The sequence below is a fragment of the Ruegeria sp. CK3 genome (genome assembly GCF_056536565.1).
In genome coordinates this window covers 17,572-37,735 of sequence record NZ_JBQFPV010000007.1, presented here as the reverse complement: position 1 = coordinate 37,735, position 20,164 = coordinate 17,572, and the positions used below count along the sequence as shown (strand labels likewise).

18 protein-coding genes and 1 pseudogene are annotated in these 20,164 nt (G+C 50.1%); 6 read left to right on the top strand and 13 right to left on the bottom strand.

Annotated features, from left to right (window positions below):
* Positions 1–42: 42 nt before the first annotated feature.
* The 4 genes from ACR0C3_RS11275 to ACR0C3_RS11260 all read right to left on the bottom strand — a co-directional run bounded on the left by ACR0C3_RS11275 (position 43) and on the right by ACR0C3_RS11260 (position 5,370).
* Positions 43–351, bottom strand: coding sequence for a hypothetical protein (locus tag ACR0C3_RS11275; RefSeq protein WP_480566917.1), 309 nt, complete (start codon positions 349–351; stop codon positions 43–45).
* Positions 352–740: 389 nt separating this feature from the next.
* Complete coding sequence (locus ACR0C3_RS11270; protein WP_480564000.1) at positions 741–1,691, bottom strand: AraC family transcriptional regulator; 951 nt, start codon at positions 1,689–1,691, stop codon at positions 741–743.
* Between the two features lie 362 nt (positions 1,692–2,053).
* Positions 2,054–3,046 carry a helix-turn-helix transcriptional regulator gene (locus ACR0C3_RS11265; RefSeq protein ID WP_480563998.1) on the bottom strand — a complete coding sequence of 331 codons (993 nt, stop codon included), beginning with the start codon at positions 3,044–3,046 and terminating at the stop codon, positions 2,054–2,056.
* Between the two features lie 1,061 nt (positions 3,047–4,107).
* Positions 4,108–5,370, bottom strand: coding sequence for an NADH:flavin oxidoreductase/NADH oxidase family protein (locus ACR0C3_RS11260; protein ID WP_480563996.1), 1,263 nt, complete (start codon positions 5,368–5,370; stop codon positions 4,108–4,110).
* A gap of 66 nt (positions 5,371–5,436) precedes the next feature.
* Between ACR0C3_RS11260 and ACR0C3_RS11255 the strand changes: the two genes are divergently transcribed.
* Positions 5,437–5,799: a MerR family transcriptional regulator gene (locus ACR0C3_RS11255; protein ID WP_480563994.1), complete on the top strand. Its 363-nt coding sequence runs from the start codon at positions 5,437–5,439 to the stop codon at positions 5,797–5,799.
* A 546-nt stretch (positions 5,800–6,345) separates the two neighbouring features.
* On the opposite strand, the gene ACR0C3_RS11250 is transcribed toward ACR0C3_RS11255, so the two are convergent.
* From ACR0C3_RS11250 to ACR0C3_RS11240, 3 genes are all read right to left on the bottom strand, one after another.
* On the bottom strand, positions 6,346–7,293 hold the full coding sequence (locus tag ACR0C3_RS11250) for an AraC family transcriptional regulator (protein ID WP_480563992.1): 948 nt from the start codon (positions 7,291–7,293) through the stop codon (positions 6,346–6,348).
* A gap of 250 nt (positions 7,294–7,543) precedes the next feature.
* The gene (locus tag ACR0C3_RS11245; protein ID WP_480563990.1) at positions 7,544–9,226 is read right to left on the bottom strand and encodes an ABC transporter substrate-binding protein; all 1,683 of its coding nucleotides are present in this window, start codon (positions 9,224–9,226) and stop codon (positions 7,544–7,546) included.
* 324 nt (positions 9,227–9,550) lie between these two features.
* A complete protein-coding gene (locus ACR0C3_RS11240) occupies positions 9,551–10,384 on the bottom strand; it encodes a LysR family transcriptional regulator (protein WP_480566916.1) in 834 nt (277 codons plus the stop codon).
* A gap of 145 nt (positions 10,385–10,529) precedes the next feature.
* On the opposite strand from ACR0C3_RS11240, the gene ACR0C3_RS11235 reads away from it, so the two are divergent.
* Genes ACR0C3_RS11235 through speB form a run of 3 tightly spaced genes read left to right on the top strand, consistent with a single transcriptional unit; the run spans position 10,530 to position 13,859 of the window.
* Positions 10,530–11,582 (top strand): phosphotransferase, encoded by a 1,053-nt coding sequence (locus ACR0C3_RS11235; RefSeq protein WP_480563986.1) that lies wholly within the window; start codon positions 10,530–10,532, stop codon positions 11,580–11,582.
* A gap of 13 nt (positions 11,583–11,595) precedes the next feature.
* Positions 11,596–12,900, top strand: coding sequence for an aminotransferase class III-fold pyridoxal phosphate-dependent enzyme (locus ACR0C3_RS11230; RefSeq protein WP_480758504.1), 1,305 nt, complete (start codon positions 11,596–11,598; stop codon positions 12,898–12,900).
* A gap of 14 nt (positions 12,901–12,914) precedes the next feature.
* Entirely contained in the window at positions 12,915–13,859 is a 945-nt protein-coding gene (gene speB / locus ACR0C3_RS11225) for an agmatinase (protein ID WP_480563982.1), read from the top strand.
* A gap of 1,508 nt (positions 13,860–15,367) precedes the next feature.
* On the opposite strand, the gene ACR0C3_RS11220 is transcribed toward speB, so the two are convergent.
* Positions 15,368–15,703, bottom strand: coding sequence for a hypothetical protein (locus ACR0C3_RS11220; protein WP_480563980.1), 336 nt, complete (start codon positions 15,701–15,703; stop codon positions 15,368–15,370).
* Between the two features lie 223 nt (positions 15,704–15,926).
* Between ACR0C3_RS11220 and ACR0C3_RS11215 the strand changes: the two genes are divergently transcribed.
* Complete coding sequence (locus tag ACR0C3_RS11215; protein WP_480563978.1) at positions 15,927–16,196, top strand: hypothetical protein; 270 nt, start codon at positions 15,927–15,929, stop codon at positions 16,194–16,196.
* Between the two features lie 963 nt (positions 16,197–17,159).
* On the opposite strand, the gene ACR0C3_RS11210 is transcribed toward ACR0C3_RS11215, so the two are convergent.
* The 5 genes and pseudogenes from ACR0C3_RS11210 to ACR0C3_RS11190 form a co-directional block, all read right to left on the bottom strand.
* Positions 17,160–17,294, bottom strand: coding sequence for a hypothetical protein (locus ACR0C3_RS11210; protein WP_480566915.1), 135 nt, complete (start codon positions 17,292–17,294; stop codon positions 17,160–17,162).
* Between the two features lie 132 nt (positions 17,295–17,426).
* Positions 17,427–17,572, bottom strand: a pseudogene (locus ACR0C3_RS11205) (IS6 family transposase); the annotation flags it as partial.
* Between the two features lie 244 nt (positions 17,573–17,816).
* Entirely contained in the window at positions 17,817–18,950 is a 1,134-nt protein-coding gene (locus tag ACR0C3_RS11200) for an extracellular solute-binding protein (RefSeq protein ID WP_480563976.1), read from the bottom strand.
* 44 nt (positions 18,951–18,994) lie between these two features.
* Complete coding sequence (locus ACR0C3_RS11195; protein WP_480563974.1) at positions 18,995–19,444, bottom strand: allene oxide cyclase barrel-like domain-containing protein; 450 nt, start codon at positions 19,442–19,444, stop codon at positions 18,995–18,997.
* 5 nt (positions 19,445–19,449) lie between these two features.
* The gene (locus ACR0C3_RS11190) at positions 19,450–19,863 is read right to left on the bottom strand and encodes a cupin domain-containing protein (RefSeq protein WP_480563972.1); all 414 of its coding nucleotides are present in this window, start codon (positions 19,861–19,863) and stop codon (positions 19,450–19,452) included.
* Between ACR0C3_RS11190 and ACR0C3_RS11185 the strand changes: the two genes are divergently transcribed.
* On the top strand, positions 19,763–20,077 hold the full coding sequence (locus tag ACR0C3_RS11185; protein ID WP_480566503.1) for a hypothetical protein: 315 nt from the start codon (positions 19,763–19,765) through the stop codon (positions 20,075–20,077). The two genes, ACR0C3_RS11190 and ACR0C3_RS11185, sit on opposite strands and share 101 nt — an antisense overlap.
* Positions 20,078–20,164: the final 87 nt, after the last annotated feature.

Genomic DNA, 20,164 nt, shown 5'->3' with positions numbered 1-20,164 from the left:
GGAATCTACGCCGGCTGCTCAACCTTTTGGGTCCGATTTGATTTACTTTTTAGGCCTGCTGTTCAGGCCGTCCTTTAGTGCGATGACCACACTTTCCGGACAGTCGCGTTTGACTTCGTTCGATTTCAGGAGGCGCGTTGAAACCTTCGAGCTAAAGCAAGGTTTCGGCCGGGTGTTTGCAGCGACCAGTGTTTGGGATGCCCAAAACAAGGCACCGTCGCGATACGCCGACATGACTTGAGAGCGTCCAAAAGCCATGTGTACTTCGTTGCAACGGATTGAACGAATTGCCCAATCGCTTGCGCTGCCCGCGCAAAATACAACTCGCCTGCCCATCACAGTCGCTTCCATTGCTACCCCCTTTTGTACCAATGCACTGGGGTCGTTCGTTGGTGAGTTGGTACGACTCCAGATCGGTTGTCAGGTTCGCATAGGGGTTAGTGATTTGACGATTTCCGGGTGTCTCAAGTGACAGATTGGTTGTCTCAAACACGTGCCCTGAAAGCGTATAGAGTTAAAAAGCTTAAAGCGCTTTCGACGCAACACGGTGACACAAACGCTCCACCTTTTGCGACGCTGAAGGAATTTCAGACACTTGATAGGATGTTCTAGCGGGCACGCAACGGGCAAATCGATCTTTTGCCCAATTGCTCGAACCACCTACCCAAGCCCCCCACCCGAGCGGGATGGGAGGTTTTTTCTATCTGAGATGAGAATTCGAACTGGGTTCGTGTGGCCAATCAGCGGTTAACGATCGCCAATTGACGCTTACGCCAGGCACCTGGTGGCATACCGAACTGTCGCTTAAACGACGCTGAAAAAGAGGCTTCAGACTGGTATCCAACTGACAGGGCGACATCAACAATAGCTGGCCCCGAAACATTGCCGAGCTGTTCGGCCGCAAGCACCATTCGCCATCGCGTCAGATACTTCAAAGGGGGTTCTCCAATCAGTTTCGAAAACTGAGCAGCAAACTTGGCCCGAGACATTCCAATCGCCTCTGCCAATTCTTGAATTGACCAATCCCGAGCGGGCTCATCATGCATTAGCTTCAATGACTTGGCGATGCTTGGATCCTGTAAACCTTTCAACCAGCCGTCATGTGCTTCGGGCGAAGATTCAAGCCAAGTGCGCATAAAATGAATGAACAGGACGTTAAGCATACCGTCCAATGCTGACAACGCGCCTGGCGAACTGCGGCTCGCTTCAAGCGCGATACTGCGCAGCAACGGCTCCATGAGCTCAGCTTTGTCGTTCGCCTCGCTTCGCAGAGTAATCCGATCCGGAAAACTCTTTGACAGGTGTGTCGCTGCCGCACTTCCAATATTGAACCTTGCGCATACGATCGACGTCTCAGGTCCATCTCCGCTCTTGTGGACATCGTGGACATCACCGTCCTCGACTGAGTGAACACGCACACGCGTATCCTCTTCGGCAAACGTCACGAACGGCGCATCCGGGGCGCTCCCTAGAACATGTGTTTGACCTTGAGTGAACAACACCATGTCACCCTCTCGCAGATGAATTTGCTCACCATTGGTCGTGACAACTACGGATCCATTTGAAATCAGATGAAACACGGCCTCTTCGTTCTTTGGAGATTCAAAAGCCCAATCACCGCGCAAGCTTAGCAAGCCTATCGTGCGACCCTTGACAGGTATATGGCTCAGCATTTCGCTCACTACATCCATTTGTCGCTTTCTCTCTGATAGTTGCCCGCATTTCCGATGGGTCAGCTCTTTCTATTGAACCACTCTTTGTCCTGATTTCGCTCCTCGGCATTTGGACGTGCTAAACTGGTTCTATGTGAAAGATACCAGGGCTGCCCTCCAACCGAACCATCAATACAATAAGTTACTACCGCCTGACACTAGGTCACCGCCCAGTCAATTCAATAGCGCACGCCCTCAGACCGATCACAATCGCCGAGTTTCAAATAGTTTTAAACAGGCATGTATAGTCGAAACGTCTCACGACAAACGCGCATCGTCTCACAGAAAGCCGCAAAAAGTGAACCCAAGTCACTACTGAAGCCGAGCATGGCGATCACGATCTATACCCAGATTGGCATGAAATACTTCTCGTTGAACGCGCCAGGGGTCATCCCAAATTTCTCTTTGAAACTACGACTGAACTGATTGGGGGATCGAAAACCACAGGAATAGGCGACATCTAAAATAAGGCCACGCGCAGGCAATCTTGTCCGCAGCATCTTGCGCGCAGCCTGAAGTCGAAGATCAGTGATCATTTCACGTACTCCGCCCACAGGCTCAAAAGCACGATAAAGTGTCGCGCGAGACGCATTTGCGTAGGCTGCGATGCTAGCGATATCGAGATCGGGCTCGTCTAGGTTTTCTACCACATAGGCCCTTGCTCGTTCCCTGATAAGTTCATGGCGACTTTTACTCGTGTCGCGAGACTCTGAACTCAGGATGTTATACACAAGCTCTTTGAAGACACCTGAAAGCCTCAGAATTTCGGTTCGGGGAACGTCTTTTTTTAGTTCCTCAACGCTGGAAATTGCCGCGTTCATAATGGTGTTCAATGGCGTGCCCCTAGGCAGTGCAACTACTTGAAAAGAATCGGTCAAAATGCCACTGAAGTAGTGGGCAGGAAGCATGACCTTTGACAGATTGCCGGGCCCAAAAATTGTATCGAATTGGTGGGTTTGGTGCAAATATATGTCACCGGCAGACAAACGGTGCTGGAGTCGCGGCGAAGCCAATTCCACACTTCCGTGATCGATCCGGCACACTGTGATCTTTTGCGACGTCGTATCCGATCTGCTATGCTCTTTAGCTTTTGCGATTCTGTAGCCTGAGGTCGCAACCTTCGCTAGCCAAAAATCTTCGACTATCTGACGCTGAACGGCATTGTAGTTTTCGTTACTTGCCGAGATTGCTTCGAACTTAGCGCTGCCCATCGACATCTTTGGTGCGCCCTGGACAAAGTTCTCGAGCGCATACAATCGATCGTCTCGATCAAAGTGGCGCGCGTCAAACGTAGTCCTATATTTGCCTGCATCCAACCTGTTTGTGCTGCCCATTCTATCCCCCGAATTGACAAGACCCCGTACTTAATGTTCGGGCAGCGAACTGGTGAAGTTTATGATTGGTTTAACCCCATTGCCGCCCAATAGCGGGAACTCAGATATCTAGAACCTGAGCAAGGCCCACACTCTAGGAATTCTATAGCTTGTCGACCGTTTCCCGCCTTCACGAAGCCCATTAGATCACGGGCACCAAAGTCGTTTAATCATCGGACGTCTTAGTTTATTGTCTATTCGTCTCTGATGCCTTGGAATAAGCTCAGTTGATCCTGGTGGAAGACGTAAAGGGAAATTACTGAGCCATGCTCGGCTGCGTGTCTGCACCAAGCTTATTCGCAACCAACTGAATGTTTCCGAGAGAGGCGCCCGCTTCGGGCTTGGACGATGCTCGTGCAAGCAACGGCGGGCCCCTAAGGATCGCTTGGGCGTAGCAGACCCCGAAATGCACGTTTTGTTTAGTAGCCTAGTGCGCGTATTGGGAACACTATTCCGAAAATGATCCTTCTTGTTCGCAAATATTAAATAAGTATCGATTACACTTAACTAAATGAACGTAGCCAACTAGGCAAGATCGTACTCTCCGCGGCGGCTCTCCACGTGACCGTAGGGAATGCACTCCGCGCAAATCAGCAAGGCGCAAACGGCGATAGGAGAGCAACTCCTATTGAAGAAACAGTTCGCTACTATCCAAATGGACAAACCCGGCTGCCGGGCTAGGCACGGCGCTAATTCACTAATCAAACTAAGATCTAAAACGCATAAAGGCTTCAAGCCAGTTTGCTCGGTTTTCAGACATCTCCCTTTGAATCCAATGAGGCGAGTTGACTTCGTAACTACACCCGGTGTTGCAATTGGTCGTGGTGATATATCAATTCAAAGCTTGGTTGAAGAACTCGGCATTTCGAACCAAATCTGAGTATCTCGAAGTCTATTTGCGGTCGGTTGTAGGTTAATGCCAACCCTATGATGAACAACGATTAGAATGCTCGGAAGCCTGAGCCATTTTGAATGTGCTTTAGGCATATCCCAAGGACCTAAGAAGCCTCCGAACACTAGTCTTAGCCGTTTACTGTGGCCTCACGCCACTTTCGGTAGCGTTTGGCCCACTTTTTGGACCGTATTTGATTGCGCATCAATGAAAAGAACGGGAAACGGCTCTTACGGGGGGCTTTCCCCAATGACATATTCTCCAACTGGTTGTATGCAAGCACCATCGACGCGAAACCGGCCAGTCTTTTGTTCTTCCACTTCACGTTAGGAACATCGACTGTAAGCGCCTCTCCGTTTTTCCATTTGTTGATCAGATCAGGTTCAAAAGCCAAAGCGCGCGCGATTCCCAGGACCGAGACGCCTATTCCCTGAGTTCGCTCGCCGATGGCACGCTCGGCAACCTCTTTGGATCGTATACCACCAGTTACCATGATTGGCATCGTTGCGACTTGGGCAACTTCACGCGCAAAATCAACAAAATATGCCTCCCGACGCGCAGTACTGGTGCCGTCTTCGCGGCGACCCTGCATGGCCGGGCTTTCGTAGGAACCACCGGAAACCTCTACAAGATCCACCCGAAGATCATTCAATTGCCTGACGACCCATTTAGCATCTTCTAGATCAAATCCACCCTTCTGAAAATCAGCTGAATTCAGTTTGACTGATACCACGAAGCCGGAAGACACGACATTCCGAACGGCGGTGACTGTCTCTAACAAAAGACGCGCACGGTTCTCCAACGTCCCTCCCCATTGATCTTCCCGGTGGTTGGTAAGCGGCGACAAGAACTGATTGATCAGGTACCCATGGGCCGCATGGATTTGAACTCCAGTAAAGCCTGCATTTTCAGCCAGAACTGCAGTAGTTGCAAAGCGGTCAATGATCTCCCTTATCTCGTCATCAAGAAGAGCTCTGGGTGAGCTAAATCTATTGGACATTCCCGGAATTTGCACGGCGATATCCGAGGCTGATACGGCTTTTTCACCGAGTAAAGCCATAACTTGTCGACCAGGATGATTGATCTGCATCCAAATCTCGCCACCGCCAGATCGACCGGCACGCGCCCATTCTTTGAAGGGCGCCAAGTCAGTCCCTTGTTGCAAGACCACGCTTGCTGGCCCTGATAGCGCGTCGGGTGAAATCATAACGTTGCCGGTGATCATAAGACCTGCGCCACCCTTTGCCCAGCGGCGGTAGAGTTGTATCAGACCGGCATCTGGAACCTGCCCATAGGCAGCGAGGCTTTCTTCCATCGCCGCTTTGGCTAGGCGGTTGGGCAATACCGTTCCGTTAGGTAGTGTCAGCGGCTCAAAAAGATCGGTTTGTGTCATTTTGGGATCCTTGTTTTCGTGATCCCAGCTGATATAAACCCTGGACAATGGTTCAAGGTCAAGAGCATGAAGATAGGCAAACTTGCAGATGCAACCGGAGTAACCGTTTCGAGCATTCGCTTCTATGAAAAGCACGGTTTAATCCCATCTCCGATGCGAAGAGAAAACGGTTATAGGGACTATCCTGACACAACGGTTGAGCGCCTAAGAACCATCACCATCAGTAAGTCGCTAGGCTTTTCTCTATCTGAAATCAAAAGGTTTTTGCCTGATGATCCCGAGAATTCAATTCCGCGCCCAGACGTCATCTTGAACCTTGAACAAAAGCTTCAAGATGTGGATCAAAAAATCCGTGAACTCAAAGAAGTAAAACGGAAGCTCATCGGAACAATCCAGCATATGAAAGACCCTGACAGCGACAGTTGCTGAACTGTTACTGAGTGATTTGAGACATTTTGCACTGAGATTGGGACATCCGCCCATCAGAAACTACACAAGAAGAACACGTGCATAGCAACGAAGTAGAGTAGAAAGTGATCCATCCATCCTATCGGAACGCATAAAAGCTGTGATCACCTCCTCGAAGGCACCCGTCAGATTATGATGCCCAACAGGATTCGGTTCTTGAATGTCGGGTGCCAGCGCGTGAACACGCTCTGATTCAACCGGAGCAGTATTAACAGCCATCGCAACCGAAACTGTGAAAGCTACATTTTTGGTTCAGAGAAGAGTTCCTTAGCAGAGCAACCTTCTAAAGCCCTCAAGAAGCGTGGATTTTGATCGAATATTGCAGGAACACCTACAACAAGAAAAGCCCGAACACTGCTGTGGCATGAAAACCGCAGACTTCGGAAACCATTGTACAGGTGTGCCAAAACCAGATCATTTGCTAACACTCAAAACATGCCACAAAAGTGGAACTCATCTTCAGGATTTGCTATAGTTCCCTTAGTGATGAGCAAGTAGACGAGCATATCATGCCGCGCCCTTGAAGTTTTTCTGTCGCCAAGATCCTGGTGGAACTCCATACTCACGCTTGAACGCCGCTGAGAACGAGGCTTCGTACTGATAGCCAACCGAAAGTGCTACATCTACAATTGATTTCTCTGGCATTGAGAGCAGTTGCTGGGCAGCTTGTGTCATCCGCAGTCTGTTTAGGTACTGAATAGGTGGTTCACCAATCAATTCAGAAAATTCCCTAGAGAACTTTGATCTCGACTGACCTATTTCCTTGGCAAGGTTTTCGACAGTCCAAGCCCTCTCAGGTGAACTATGTATCAGCGTCAGAGAACCTGCAATTTCTCGATTCCGAAGTCCTTTCAACCATCCAAATTGATCATCAGGAGCTTCGTCGATCAATTTACGAAGGAAGAAGACGAAAACAACATGTAAAACGCTGTCTAAGGAAGCAAATACTCCCGGTGAGCCTTCCATTGCCTCACCTACCAACGCAAGCAGCAGTTGATCAACGGACGAAGCGCTTTTGAATGCAGGCTTTCGGATAACTATGTGATCTGGAAAACTCCGAAGAAGAGGCGAGCGCGTTATGGGTCCAAGGTCTAAGGCGGCGCAAACAACTACAGTTTCTGGTCCAACGCCCTTCTTGACTATTTCATATACATGATCACCGTTCTTTGAATGAACACATGAGACTAAGGTCTCTTCGGATAGGTCCAATCTGGTGGTGTTCGCTGAGCTTCCGATAGTATGGAATTTCCCCGTAGGAAACATTATCATGTCGCCTTCACCAAGTTCTATTTCATCTCGATCAGTTTTGATCACAGCTGAGCCTGTCGAGATCAAATGAAATACGGGATCACCTTCCTTGGGAGAACTAAGCGCCCATTCTTCGTGCATGCTGAAAACACCAACCATTCGACCTTTGATTTGGAATTGGTTCAGTATTTCGCTTGCTACGTCCATCGTCTTAACTTGGATCCACTAACCTAGCTTTGCTATTCTTGATTGAATTTTCCCGCCCTGTTACGGCGAAATCGGCTGACAGGAAGATGACCAGTACCAGTGCTAATATGAGAATTTGGAAGTGTCGAAGCGTTCCATTCCCAAACCTCGTTTCCCTGCGAGAGCCTCACCGACTTAGGAACATGACGGTTAAACATTCTCTGCGTTTCCAAACGCCATTGGGCAAAGCTCTCATCAGATTCATTCTCACTTAATTGTCCGCCGCCCAGTACAGGTTTTGCGGCCAGAATTCATTCTGAATGTGCATTTCTGACCCGTGCAAATTGACCTTCGAAAAATTCGTTGTCGTCCGCCAGTAGGGTTGTATCACAACGCCCTCATTCCGCATGATTGTCACTATCCGTTCCATAATCTCGCGCCGAGCATCGACGTCCGGCGTTGCCATTGCTTTTTCGAGTTCCTGATCGAACTCTGCGTTCGAAAACCCGCTTTCGTTCCACGCTTCACCTGAGCGATAGGCCAGCGCAAGAACCTGCACACCCAGTGGCCGATGGTTCCAGTCTGTTGCGGAAAACGGATACTTATCCCAATCGTTCCAGAAGGTGCTGCCGGGCAGAACTGTACGTCGGATCTTGAGACCCGCGTCTCGGATCTGTGCTGCAGCTGCGTCGCAGGTATCCTTCCGATAGTCTGAATCGATCGAAATCAACTCGTGTTCAAAATCGGCCATTCCTGCTTCTTCCATGAGCGCTTTTGCACGTTCGGGAGAATGCGTTTCCGGACCAATATCGGCGTACTCGGGGTGCATAGGGCCAACATGGGTATTATTCGCGACAATACCGTTACCCGAGTCACCTAGTTCGAGCAACACCGCGTTGTCGACCGCAAGCTGAAGCGCTTTGCGAACACGAACATCCGCGTAGGGTACTAACCCATCGACTTCGGCCTTTTGATTGGTGCGAATGCAGATAGTCGCCCCAGTTGCCACGTCGTCCCGGCGCCAACCGTCGATGCTTTCAACGATCTCAATAAACTCGCCGATATTCTGATACATCGTATCGACTTCGTCAGATTCGATTGCAGCAACCCAATTTGCAGGGTCAGTGCCATAGTCGATGTATTCTATCCGATCGATCCAAGCCCCATTGCCTTGGTCCCACCATGTATGGTTCGGATTGCGGATCAGAACAGCTTTTACACCGACCTCAATCAACTCCGGAATATAGGGGCCCGTTCCAAGCGGCTTTTCAACGATGGTTTCATAGCTATAGTCCTTATGTGTAATCGCCGCCGGATAGTCTGCCATCGCAGCGATCAGAGTGATGTCCGGACGAGGCAGATTGAGTTTGACGGTGTGGCTATCGACAACTTCGATAGCGCCATCGATCGCCTGACCAGATTCAGGGTCAACCAATGTCGCAAAGCGACTCGCCATCGAGTTTCCTTCTACGCTTGTATCGCACCAGCCACGAATGTTGCGTGCCACATCATCGGCAGAAAACTCGCTGCCGTCGTTCCACTGAACACCCTCTCTCACGTTCAGAGTGTACGTCCTGGCGTCATCCGAGAGCTCCCAGCCCTCTAGCAACTTCGGCGTGAAAGTGGCATCGTTGTTGTATTTAACCAGATACTCGATTAACCCTCGTGTCAGGTTGCCCATCTGTACCCAGTCATAGGTACGAGGGTCCTTTAGCGGGTGCAGTGAGGTCTGATATCGCACTGTCCCGCCCTGCATCGGTTTTTGAATGGTTTTCGCCATTGCAGGCACCGCCATGCCAATCATCGAATATGCAGTGGCAGCTGACGCACCAAAAGTACTAGCCGTTACAATAAACTCTCTGCGACTAACTTTTTCACCGTGGGCTCTGACACGCTTGGCAGCCGCGATCAGGTGTTCGGGCATTGGTTTCCCATTGCTTTTTTGGAATGTCATATTTTGTCCCTCCTATGCCGTGAGTTTGCGCAAAGGGGTGATACCGACCAAAACATATCTGGTGCTGGTCGTAGTGAGCGCGTTCTTTGGTGAGCATATCATTTCGCAGGACAAATTCTTGGTCAAAGGAAAAACAGTAGTTCATTTGGTTCCGCTTAGTTATCGCAAACTGTCGATCTTTTGCCGTCAACCGGCTCGCTCTCATCGCGGAACTGAAACCCTTGACCAATCCCCTGCAACAAACTGCTTTGGGATATGCCAAAGTAGTGTTTTGGAGCTGTCGTTTATCAAAAACTATAGTTCGACGATGAGAACCCGACTTGGCTACAGGACGAGATCGGAACGCAGCGTTCCTTTTATCCAATTTATGAACTCATGTGCGGCAGGCTTGTTTTGTTTTGCCTTGCCCATCGATAGCCAGAAGTCAACTCGCCCAGGCAGCGAGCTTTTGCCTACTCTTGCTAGATGACCAGACGAGAGGGCATCGGCACACAACAGATCATCGCCAATTGCCAAACCCGCGCCTGCCATCGCCGCACGCAATGCAGTAGCGCCGCTTCCCAGGAAAATTCCATGGTTGTTCCTTACGATGTTTTCTGCACGCAATATGGCGTCCCACCAATAAGTATCTTCATCATGCAACAAGGGTAGATCAACAAGGGGCTCCTCGCAGCTAGCGATTAACTCAGGTGTAGCTACGGCAAATGCGCGAAATCGACAAAGACGTTCAGACCGGAAATCGCGATGACTAGGATGTCCAAACGTAATTGCGAGATCACAGTTTCGCTCTACGCGGCTAGTGGTCTCGGGTACAAAAACAACCTCAAGATTTGGCAAAGCATCCCGCATTTCGTTCAACTTGGGAACGACTACAAAGTTCAAGAACTCGTGGTCAATTACAACTTTCAGGACTTCTTGTTCGGATCGGGAAATTGCTTCACTGCTGCCAGCGACTAGTAATTCTACTATTCGTTCTGCGTAGGTTAAGTAGGCCTCGCCTGCTTCCGTCAAGACAACAGACCGATGGCGGCGGCGAAACAACTCAGCGCCAACACGTGCTTCCAAAGACGCTATTTGTTTACTGATCGCAGGCTGTGTGACGTTCAATGTTTCAGCGGCGCGCGCGAAACTGGACAGTTTCGATGCCTCAACGAACATCCGCAGAGCGGTAGGGGATGGGAGATGCTTCATACGCAAAAGATAACTAAATGGAACTTTCAGAGCAACTATTGCTCGTTTGACCCACCAAAAATGCCCATTTAACACTTTCGAGAAAGCTGTCAATTTTAGTTCGGAGAGCCGAGTGCAAGAAACCCGGAAGCTCGTCGCAAACACGGCCAAACCAAACAGCTGGATGAATCTCTTCGATCCTCCAAGCTACTCTTCCGATACCATTGGTGTTCTGCTCAGAGAACTATATGGTCTGAGTGTTGATTGTGTCCCCTTGACCGGTGAGCGCGACCAGAATCTTCTGCTTAGAGCCGATGGCAAGCCCTGGGCCGTTCTGAAAATCAGCCACCCAAACGAGACCGAAACTTACATCGATTATCAAGCAGAGCTATTGCAGCACTTGCTAGAGTTCGCTCCAGACTTGCCTGTGCCTCGAATTTTCCCAACAGCCAACGGCGCATACTACAGCTATTTTGAGTTTCCCGACGGTAGAAGCTGCGCGGTTAAGGTTGTTACCTTTTTGGAAGGTCTTCCACTTTTGAAGTCAAAGACAACTATTGAAACTTGGGCACATCGCGTCGGGAAGATGCAGGCTAAAATCTGTCTGGCACTGGAAGGGTTTGATCACCCTGGCGCTAATGATTTTTCTCCATGGAATGCGACATCTAGTGCCGTGCTCGACGATCAGATCCTGCCGCTGATGGAACCCGATTTTCTAGATCTTTTGGCACCCGAAATAGAGCGGCTAAGGTCCGTATCGCTGCCGCGAATCCGGCAAATGCGATCACAGATCATTCACAACGACTTCCACAACGGAAACATTCTTTTGGATGAAAAGCAGAACATTTCTGGCATCATAGATTTTGGAGACGCGGTTTTCGCCCCGATCATTCAGGACGTCGCTGTTGCCGCGGTTAGCTTAATAGAAATGGCACCGGACGCTCCCGTTGACGCCCTGTCGTATCTGGTTGCTGGGTTTCGCTCGGTGTACCCACTGTCCTCAGAAGAACTCTCCGCTTTGCATGACACAATGTTGTTGCGGAGCATGCTCAACGTGGCGCTGGGTCACTTGAAGGATCAAGGCGTACCAGCAGACCAACGCCCTCGCACGGCAACACAAGTATCCAGCAAAACACTACTTAAAATTTTATCACTGAAAGCAACTGAGTTTTTGGGTGCGTGGTAAACTGGATCTAAGGATGGACAAACTGAGCCCTTCCCGAACGCTTCTGCAACGCAGGCAGACTGTGCTTAGTCCGACTTACTTTCATCACTACGACACTCCTATTCATGCCGTTCGAGCTAGAGGCGTCACAATATGGGACGAAAGCGGCAGGGCGTATCTAGATTGCTACAACAATGTCCCATCGGTGGGGCATTGCCATCCACACGTTATTTCGGCTTTAACGCAGCAGGCGTCCTTAATTAATAGCCACAGCCGCTACCTAGACGACAATATCGTGCGCTATGCGGAACGCCTGGTCGCTACGCTCCCGGCCGCAATCGACACCTGCGCGTTTGTGTGCAGTGGTACCGAGGCTAACGCACTTGCCTATGACATGGCCCGCGCAGTGACGGGTAACAAAGGCGTACTGGTGTCTGATGGTTCTTACCACGGAAACGCACTCGCTGTTGCAGACTTCTCGCTCTTTGGTGGCCCTCCAAACGAAACCCCCGGTTTCGTGAGGTCAGTCCCTGTACCCAATCCACATGAAACCAACGACGAAACCGAGACTGGTAGTTTCGGAAAAAAGCTAGCGAACGGGGCCGCGCCCATTGTTCGCGAGTTGGCGAAATCACGCCACGGCTTGGCCATGTTCATTGTTGATCCGATTTTCGATGCGCCCGGCATTTTTACGACGCCTCCCAAGTACTTGGCCGAAATGTCACGGAACGTGCGTAGTATGGGCGGACTGGTCGTCGTAGACGAGGTGCAATCAGGGTTAACCCGCCTAGGTGACAGTGTCTGGGGCTTTATGGATTCCGGTGTAGTGCCCGACATCGTGACAATGGGTAAACCGATAGGTGCTGGGTATCCATTGGCGGTTGTCGCTTCGACCCGCGAGATATTTTCGACCTTTGCCAAGAAACGGCAATACTTCAACACCTTCGGCGGGACACCCGTTGCCGGGGCGGTTGGAAATGCTGTGATTGATGTAATCGAAGAAAACAACATTCTAGAAAATGTGAATTCCGTAGGCCGCTTTTTAAAATCCGAACTCGACACGATGTCCCGAGACTTTAACTTTATGGATTGCGTTCGAGGCAAAGGGCTGTTTTTAGGCATTCCGGTAGTTTCAGACAAGTCATCTCGCCGCCCTGATCCGAAAAGGGCTGCCGCACTCGTTAACCAAATGAAACGCAATGGCGTATTGGTCTCAGTCTGCGGTGCATCAAACAACATTGTTAAAATCAGGCCGCCATTGGTTTTTTCACATAACGATGCCCATCAGTTGTTAGGCACACTGCGTCACTGTCTGACTGTGATTGACCAGACCATGTAAGAGAGAGGTAAACTGTGAGTAAGCGCGATGGTGAGATGTTTAAGGGACCAATCACTGCCAACTCGTTCTCCGGCATTTCGACTTTTTTTAGGCGGCGCGTAAGCCAAGCCTACGATAAAGCAGATGTCGTAGTATATGGTTTGCCAAGTGATCTTGGAACCAGCAACAGATCCGGGGCACGGTTCGGGCCGAGAGCCATTCGGGAGGCCTCACTACAGCTTTCGTGGGGCGAAGTCTGGCCATGGGGATTTGATCCATTTAATCAGTTATCGGTTATCGATGCAGGGGATATTGAGTACACCTACGGTCAGCAGCAGGAGTTTTCGCGCGCGGCTCTGGACCGCGCCCGAGAGATTGCAACCACAGGAGCTATTCCGTTTTCGCTAGGGGGCGACCACAACGTGACCTATGGCTCGCTGACTGGGGTCAGCGAAATCGTAGGGCCGGTCGCATTGCTGCACTTCGACGCGCATTCTGATACGAGCGTGGGACCGGACAACCAGCACGGAACAATGTTCCGTCATGCCCTGGATGAAGGCCAAATCATCGCGGAAAATTCGCTACAAATTGGAATTCGAACCGCGTATCGCAACGACGACGCCTATTTGCGCTTGCACGCACCCGAGGTGATGCTGACATCGCCTGAGGATACCGCACGAAAAATAGTCGATAGGATTGGGCCTACCCCGTGCTATCTATCGTTCGACATCGATTGTTTGGATCCAGCATTCGCACCAGCGACTGGCACCCCGATCCCTGGCGGGCTCTCCACACTGCATGTTCTGGAGATATTTCGCGCTTTGCCGTCAATACCCGCGAAGAGCAGATTGAACTTTGTTGGTGTTGATATAGTGGAAGTTGCACCCGACTATGACCACGCTCAGATGACATCACTAGCTGCAGCACAAGTGGCGCATGAACTCCTATGTCTTATTGCAAGCTTGCGAACTGATTCTTAGGGTCAATATGCATGACCAATACTTGACCGTTGCCGCTATAGCGATGCATAGTAGGAAGACCTTGGGACGTCGACATTGTTGTATTACCACGCGCGCCCCAAAAGCTTCGATTGATAACCGGTTGAAGCCTATTGCACTACCAAGTACGACAGTAATCATTCCCATCATTGCCAAGGCTATCAACAGATCGAGCTGAGTGAGTCCTGCATTCAACCTTCGCTCAGTCATGGCTTGCCCCGTACTACAACCGTATGAAACGCGTTGGACGCAAAGGGAGGCTGTACTTGTCGAACTGCAATGGAGAGCTCAACAACCCTGAAGTGTGGGTCAAACGCAGACGCCGTAGCAGGCTTCACAAGCGTTTCATTGATTTCCCAGTTCCATTTAGCGAATAGTAGATATGAACCGAAACACCGAGATCGTTCATTCAAAGCATAAATTGAAACATCGCAACAATGAATTGATACGCCAGACACTATGAGGAAATCGGCCTGCCGCAATACAGTCTCTAAGCGGTTAACGGGTGTTTTCATGAGTCTAGGTCTTGTAATTGTTAGTTTGATTGTTGGTGGTTTGGCGTCGCTATCGGCCACACTTCTGGGCTGTCCAATTTGGCTTATAGTGACGTGCTACTTTGGCGCTAGCTATGCCTCTATCGCCGTTTGCACCTTGCTGATTTACTTGAAGAGTTACTCCTCTGACTGTGAGCGGAGTTGCTCCGGGGAGCTCGATCGTGTTTAGCCAGATGCGCTCAACTGGTTCCGAGTAATTGTCCCCGGTTAAGTTTACTGTCAGTTTTGCTATGCTGTGCATTCGTCTACGCACACCCAACAGACTTTCCAACCACTTCAGTCAGAACCATCCCCTCCCTAGCTCGGGCACGTATTGAAGCGGAGGTACGCAAAGAATGGCTCAAGGGCCTAGGAAATCACTCGGTAGACGTAAGAGTTGCAAGCGTAGGTTTCGGACGTATTGGCGCAAGTATCGTATGACACTACAACACCCTCTTGCGGGAGTGGTTGTGTCCGCTTGCTTGGCAATCCCGATTGCTGTTGTCATACTGATCCCTGCAGTCGTTGGCTACTTTGCGATCTCCTCTGAGAAAGCCCTATACGGCCTGCTTTCTGGAATCGCCTATGTGACACTCATGGGTCCTCTATTGGTGGGGGGTTTGCCCGTACTTGTACTTATTATTTTACTCCAAGTTCCAATCTTGAGACTGACAATCGTCATTGCGCTGGTCATCTCATTCGGGCTTTTACACTTGGGAAAACGCTTACCCTGGATTCAAACATTGATTTGGGTCACAGCATACCTAACCACTTTACTCTTCGGAATATCAATGGGAGTGCTCTCTGTTTGAGCGCCTCCTGTTAGCGGACTGAGCGGCTCTTGTGCCGCTAGCGATGTGCTATCTCCAGCGAGCCGACGGCAATCGGCAAAACGCTCTTCAAGCCAGTCGGCTTGATCGTTGCCGTGAGTTTGAGCCTAAAGAAAGCACTGGGAAGCTAATGATCCGTAACCTCGGTGCATTTCCCCTTGCCCCAACCGGACTTGCTGCCGGAGGTCGTGAAGTCAAACGTGCCCTTTTCCGGGTGAACATTGTAACTCAGCGTGTAATTCTCGCCGATGTAAAGATAGGTCAGTGTGTCCAACCCCGGGTACACCGCGACATCCTTGTCGATGTCACCTATCGTAATATGACCTTTTTGCTCACCATCATATTTAACAAGCTTGGCGGCCATTTCCGGATGCTCCGCATCCGGTGCCTCGCATTCAAACACGCGCTCTTCGGCAAAAGCTGGGAAAGGGAGTACGGTAAGAAGAAGAGCTGCTTTTTTCATGGGATTCCAATCTGGTTTTCATCTGTTTCGATGCCTTAGCGTAAGCGGATTCTGGGCGAAAGTTTGGCGAAACACGGGTTGTTGTGGGTTCGGGTACTAGGTTAAAAATGAGAGAGAACCGCACGCTTGAGCGTGGGAGGAATCGGTTTTTGACCCCGAGACCACTCGGGCCACGCGGCGTTTACCCCTTGACCAGCCCGACGCAGGATGACGGCGGATCGGGATGACGGGACCGGCCCGGAGCCAGAGCAAAGAAAAAGGCGACTTGCGCTGCCCTACCCTTCCCTCAGTTCTGTTCGTCGTCGTCTTTCCGTTTCGGGAATGCCACCATTCCAACGCTGGGGAACACTTCGTTTCAAACATTGATCGACTTGATTTCTCCGCTATCGTCATCCGTGGTTGCAAAGAGAACCTCGCAGCGGCTTCAAAAGTTCGTGCCATCTTTTTCACCGGCTTTCACGTTCTGTTTCAGAGTTTGAGTGCCATCGTTTGAGCCTCGCTTTTGAGTGTTTCGATGACCATGGAAAAAGCGAGAACTAAGCTGATTTCTTAGCTACCTGCTCCGCCAGAGTAGAAACAACTCTTTGGAGATGTTGGGTTAGATCGATTTTTCCCAGGACCTTTATGTTCTGTCCGGGGTATGCCCGGTAGATCCTGTCCATTTCACAGATACCAGGCGTGGATTTAACGATGTGTGTGACTGTTCCCGACACGCTTGTTTCGAAGGTGATTTGGTAAATACGCTCATCGGACATCGTGCGTTTCGCCTTGTGTTCTCTCCCAAGAGCACCGACATGCAATGTCATTGGGATCCATCCTATGTGAGAACTGGTAAGACCCAGCGCTCTATGCAATGTCGCTACTCTACAGGTGGGAAGCCGCCCCATGATATGGCGGCTCCGTGGGCTACTATCTCATTTTGCGGCAATTGATGTCTCAGCGACTGACTCCTGGTAAACCTCGACCTCTTCCGCCTCAATTGGATCATGAGTCATCAGGCTCGGTGCCCATCCATTCGTGCATCTGGTGACGTAGTCGCGACACGGCAACCACCAGAGACCAGGAAGGGCTTGAGATACTTGACCGGCGTGTTGGGATGAACAGGCAGTGACAGGCTTTATGATTTCCGGCTTTCTGTATGCGTTGTTTTTCCGTTTAACCACGGGTCAATACTACAGCGATTCATCCTGGAGTACTTCCCGACCACCTCTTCCGTGGTCGGGTTTTTTTGTAGGCATCCCTTCGCGGGCAGCAGCTCAGTTTTGATACGGGATGTAAAAGATCTGAGACGTGTAGATGTCGTCGAATCCAGACCTCCGTGGTTTAGTGTGATCAACTACCGTGAGTTTTCACTCACTCACGGATCTAAAACCCCTCGTAGACTACCCCCTCGAACCCCGATCGCTTATCAGGCGATCGGGGTTCTAAGTTTGCGGGTGTGTTCAAGGCGACCGCCTTACCCAAAGACAGGATCACTCCGAAGAAATGGAAGGCGCTCTTGCGCCGCGTCGGTGCCGCCGATAGCCTGTTCGAGCGCACAGGGCAGACAGTAGGTTGCCTGTAGGATAGGTTCTTCAAGGTCTGGTGTCATCGTTCGATCTTGCTCTGTGTCAGACGGTGGTTCGGGGTACTGCGAACGTGATCCATGCCCTGATCTTCTAGCGATCTCGTTAGTTCATCAGAGCTATGGCCGGCATGGCTACCGTAAGGTGGCGCAGTTGCTTCGGGTCAGCGTCGTTTGATCCACTGCAACGCCTCGCTCATGCATGATCTCTTCTAGATCGCGATATGACACACCGTATCGACATAAAAGAACACAGCGAAGAGGATCACATCTTTCGGATACTGCGCGCATTTGAAAGATATCATAAAAACAGAATTTCGAATTCAATACTTCGATATCCATTCACTCAAAGCACTTATGGGCGTCAACAGTCAAAAGTTTGCAACAGACTCGAGCAAACTCTACACTAGAACGAGGGAAGTTTCGGGGGGCAGGTCATGATCTGGAAACTCAAACTTGGATAAACAAAGCCGTTATCGAGTGACAACTTGTACACGAAAATTTTCGCTGTCGCGTAAGATGTTCGAGATCGCTACGGTGCGGGAAAGATCATGGTAATCTTCCAGTCTTAAAGCGTGTCCAAGCTCTTGTTAGTACCCGCAGGGTCTTTTGATCGCGTGGGAGATTTGGAAATAGCCGTGCCATCATTTCCTGAGTTGGATAGACACTCGGATCGCTTTTTATTTCGTCCAAAACATATTCGAGAGATGCTTTATTACCATTCGGATAGTAGTAGAGATTGGTGACACTGGCGATCACTTCTGGTTCCATCAAATAGTCGACAAACGCATGAGCGCCGCTCGGGTTAGGCGCATCAACAGGTATCGAAAGAAAGTCAAAGAACACCTCCGTACCCTCATCGGGTATTACAAAGGATATCTCCAAACCGTTATCAGCTTCCAGTGCATTTGCGTAGGCCAAACCCGCATCACCACTCCAACCAAGCACGAGGCACAAATCCCCCCGTGCCAATTCATTGATGATCGAACCAGTGTTGAAATGGCGGATATACGGCTGGATTGGTTTTAGCAGCGCCTCGACTTTTTCGAAGTCCCGACTGTCCTTGGTGAAAGGATCAAGACCAAGGTAGTTTAGTGCTATTGCAACGACTTCCTCAGGCGAGTCGATAAAAGCGATACCGCAATCCGCAAACTTCGACACCAAGTCGGGATCGAATAAGATATCAAGGCTACTAATCGGTGCGTCCTTCATGCGGTCAAAGATCAGCGCAGGATTGTAGATGACACCAGTCGTTCCCCAAAGATACGGAACCCCATACTGGTTTCCGTCATCATGTTGAGCAAGGAAACTCATGATTTCTGCATCGAGATTTCCGATATTGGGCAGCCTATTCTTATTCAGCTTTTGTAACGCACCTGCTTGTATCAATCGGTTTGCAACAAGTGCTGAGGGAAAAATTACGTCGTAACCGCTGTCACCGATTAGCATCTTCGTTTCAAGAGATGCCAGAGTGTCAAAATAGTTATAAACCACCTTGATCCCTGTCCTATCTTCGAAGCCTTCAATCACATCATCCGGTATGTAGTCTGCCCAAGCTGTAATCGTGACGACATTGTCTTGAGCGTGGGTTTGATTTGCTATCGCACCCAAAACTGACACCACCGAGGCTACAACTACTCGTTTTACCCGGACTCGGATTGACACACTGTGTGCTTTGCTCAAGTCACCGTTTCCAATCGGGCGCATCGGTCAGAGGCACCTTATTTCTAGTGATTTGGTGGAAGGTTGTATTGTATATCAAACCTAAAACGAGATCGGTTCTCAATAGGGCGAGACGAGAGCATCCCTGTTGCACCCTCGTAGTCGCCTGTTCCACCCGTTATGGTGATGCGGGATGTTCCAGGTTCTTGAGCCTGCACCCCCGAGAACGTCATCATGCCATGGCCATCGTGATCTTTAACAAAGTCACAGATGTAATGCCCGTCACGCGAAATTTGTTCATAGGACCCGGCGTTGCTTCCAATTCGATTGCCATCTTTGTCGGTAAGGTCCGATTGCCAAAGAATCCTGTTACCCAAACTCTCGGCATGGTACGAAGAGATATATGTATCCTCGGCTGAACCACTGAACACGATCAAAGTTTCTGCGTTTGCAGTCAGTGGGCCAAAAGCCAGAAAACATGTCAAAGCGGCTAATTGCATTGCGCGACTACTCATTCGGGTTATTCCGCGGCCACAGTGTTTTTCGATCCCTCCGTGCCCAAGAAGAAGACAAGGACTCGCACAGGACCCGGGCCATCGTTTCGGCCATAGTGCGGGACATCTATAGTTTCGAGTACCGCCTCTCCAGTAGAGTAGGCTTTTTCCCCATGTTCGCCATAGTCGACTGTAAGAGTTCCTTCTAGAACGTAGCCTACAAGCGGGACATCATGGTGATGCCATCCTGTTTCAGCACCAGCAGGGATCGTCACTAAAGTACCAGTGATGTGTGCGTCACCGGTAGGATAGATCACCCTTTGACCGAGGATGGTTTCATTGCTGGACAACAGGGTTAAGGCGCTTAGTTCCCTATGGTCGTGGGCAAAAGCCGCCACCGCAGGCAGACAAAGCAAAGCCAAAACCAATAGGCGGGACATCAACTTTATTCCAATCAGAAAAACAGGACGCGAGGCAGTTTTGACGCATATAGTCATGGCTCGCATCGCCAAGCTGTCTCATCTTACACAAACACTGTTTCAATTTCTGATTTCGTACTTTGTGCGTCTTCCAAGTCAGAATTTGGCACGCATTGTTGAAAAAGGCACAAAAGCAGGTCGTACCCTTTGCTACAAAATCCGCCAATTCGTTTGACCGGTGGCGTACCATACGAATTGAGGCGAGCTTAAACATAGAACCATCGTAAAGCGTGTTCACTCGCCCCAGCAGCATCTTCAACAG

Excerpts from the sequence above, each read along its gene's own strand:
- ACR0C3_RS11275 (WP_480566917.1), bottom strand. The coding sequence starts at position 351 with ATGGAAGCGACTGTGATGGGCAGGCGAGTTGTATTTTGCGCGGGCAGC.
- ACR0C3_RS11270 (WP_480564000.1), bottom strand. The coding sequence starts at position 1,691 with ATGGATGTAGTGAGCGAAATGCTGAGCCATATACCTGTCAAGGGTCGC.
- ACR0C3_RS11265 (WP_480563998.1), bottom strand. The coding sequence starts at position 3,046 with ATGGGCAGCACAAACAGGTTGGATGCAGGCAAATATAGGACTACGTTT.
- ACR0C3_RS11260 (WP_480563996.1), bottom strand. The coding sequence starts at position 5,370 with ATGACACAAACCGATCTTTTTGAGCCGCTGACACTACCTAACGGAACG.
- ACR0C3_RS11255 (WP_480563994.1), top strand. The coding sequence starts at position 5,437 with ATGAAGATAGGCAAACTTGCAGATGCAACCGGAGTAACCGTTTCGAGC.
- ACR0C3_RS11250 (WP_480563992.1), bottom strand. The coding sequence starts at position 7,293 with ATGGACGTAGCAAGCGAAATACTGAACCAATTCCAAATCAAAGGTCGA.
- ACR0C3_RS11245 (WP_480563990.1), bottom strand. The coding sequence starts at position 9,226 with ATGACATTCCAAAAAAGCAATGGGAAACCAATGCCCGAACACCTGATC.
- ACR0C3_RS11240 (WP_480566916.1), bottom strand. The coding sequence starts at position 10,384 with ATGTTCGTTGAGGCATCGAAACTGTCCAGTTTCGCGCGCGCCGCTGAA.
- ACR0C3_RS11230 (WP_480758504.1), top strand. The coding sequence starts at position 11,596 with ATGGACAAACTGAGCCCTTCCCGAACGCTTCTGCAACGCAGGCAGACT.
- ACR0C3_RS11220 (WP_480563980.1), bottom strand. The coding sequence starts at position 15,703 with ATGAAAAAAGCAGCTCTTCTTCTTACCGTACTCCCTTTCCCAGCTTTT.
- ACR0C3_RS11215 (WP_480563978.1), top strand. The coding sequence starts at position 15,927 with ATGACGGGACCGGCCCGGAGCCAGAGCAAAGAAAAAGGCGACTTGCGC.
- ACR0C3_RS11210 (WP_480566915.1), bottom strand. The coding sequence starts at position 17,294 with ATGACACCAGACCTTGAAGAACCTATCCTACAGGCAACCTACTGTCTG.
- ACR0C3_RS11195 (WP_480563974.1), bottom strand. The coding sequence starts at position 19,444 with ATGAGTAGTCGCGCAATGCAATTAGCCGCTTTGACATGTTTTCTGGCT.
- ACR0C3_RS11190 (WP_480563972.1), bottom strand. The coding sequence starts at position 19,863 with ATGTCCCGCCTATTGGTTTTGGCTTTGCTTTGTCTGCCTGCGGTGGCG.